Below are 1,130 nucleotides of genomic sequence, written 5' to 3' on the forward strand. Positions count from 1 at the left end.
GGCCGGCGGCGGGGCGGACGACGCGCTCGTCGACTCGATGCCGGAGCCGACGAGCATGGCCTGAGCCCGGCCTGCGGTCGGCGGTCACCGCCGCCTACGATGCCGGGACATGAACGACGCCAGCACCACGCCGCCGCCCGCGCCCGCGCCATGGCGCGGGCAGGGGCCCGTGCTGGCGGCCGTCGCCGCCGGCGGCGCCCTCGGCACGGCGGCCCGCTACGGCGCCGGCCTGCTGTGGCCGACGCCGGCGGACGGCTTCCCCTGGACCACGCTGCTGGTCAACGTGGTCGGCTGCGCACTGATCGGGGTGCTGATGGTGCTGATCACGGAGGCGGGCCCGGGACGGGAGCCGCACCGGCTGGTGCGGCCGTTCCTCGGCACCGGCGTGCTCGGCGGGTTCACCACGTTCTCCACCTACGCGCTCGACATCGAACGCCACCTGACGGGCGGACGGCCGGTGACGGCCGTCTGCTACCTGCTGCTGACCCTGGCCGGCGCGCTCACCGCCGTCCTCGTCGCGGCGACCGCGACCCGCCGACTCCGGCGGAGGCCGGCATGACGGGCCTCCGGCTGACCGTGCTGCTCGGCGAGGACGACACCTGGCACGGGCGCCCGCTCGCCGCCGAGATCGTGCACCGCGCCCACCGGGCCGGCCTCGCCGGCGCGAGCGTCTTCCACGGCGTCGAGGGCTTCGGCGCGTCGTCCGTGGTGCACACGCAGCGGCTGCTGTCGCTGAGCGAGGAACTGCCGGTGGCCGTCCTCGTGGTCGACGCGGAGGACCGCGTCCGGGCGTTCCTGCCCGAGCTGACCGAACTCCTCGCCGGGCGCGGCGTCGCCACGGTCGAGCCGGTGGAGATCCTGTGAACTGGCTCCTGGTCCTGGCCGGCGGCGTCGTCGGCGCCCCCCTGCGCTACCTGACGGACCGGGCGGTCCAGTCGCGCCACGACGCGGTCTTCCCCTGGGGGACGCTGACGGTCAACGTGACGGGCTGTCTGGTGCTCGGCGTGCTGACGGGCGTCGCGCCGTCCGAGTCGCTGCGGCTGTTGCTCGGCACGGGGTTGTGCGGGGCGTTGACGACGTACTCGACGTTCTCGTACGAGACGCTGCGGCTGGTGGAGGGCCTGTCTCTT

At 75.2% G+C, this 1,130-nt stretch carries 3 protein-coding genes; all 3 read left to right on the top strand.

Annotation, left to right across the window (positions count from 1 at the left end; translation table 11 throughout):
- Window positions 1-109 precede the first annotated feature (109 nt).
- Window positions 110-559: a FluC/FEX family fluoride channel gene (locus E1283_RS36405; RefSeq protein ID WP_132822419.1), complete on the top strand. Its 450-nt coding sequence runs from the start codon at window positions 110-112 to the stop codon at window positions 557-559.
- Complete coding sequence (locus tag E1283_RS36410) at window positions 556-864, top strand: DUF190 domain-containing protein (RefSeq protein WP_132822420.1); 309 nt, start codon at window positions 556-558, stop codon at window positions 862-864. Before E1283_RS36405 ends, E1283_RS36410 begins: the two co-directional genes overlap by 4 nt.
- Window positions 861-1,130, top strand: a 270-nt coding sequence (locus tag E1283_RS36415; RefSeq protein ID WP_132822421.1) for a fluoride efflux transporter FluC, incomplete at its 3' end; no start/stop codon positions are given. The genes E1283_RS36410 and E1283_RS36415, both read left to right, overlap by 4 nt.

This window comes from Streptomyces hainanensis, assembly GCF_004348415.1.
In the GTDB taxonomy this organism is placed as follows: Bacteria; Actinomycetota; Actinomycetes; order Streptomycetales; family Streptomycetaceae; genus Streptomyces; species Streptomyces hainanensis.

Excerpts from the sequence above, each read along its gene's own strand:
- E1283_RS36410 (WP_132822420.1), top strand. The coding sequence starts at position 556 with ATGACGGGCCTCCGGCTGACCGTGCTGCTCGGCGAGGACGACACCTGG.
- E1283_RS36405 (WP_132822419.1), top strand. The coding sequence starts at position 110 with ATGAACGACGCCAGCACCACGCCGCCGCCCGCGCCCGCGCCATGGCGC.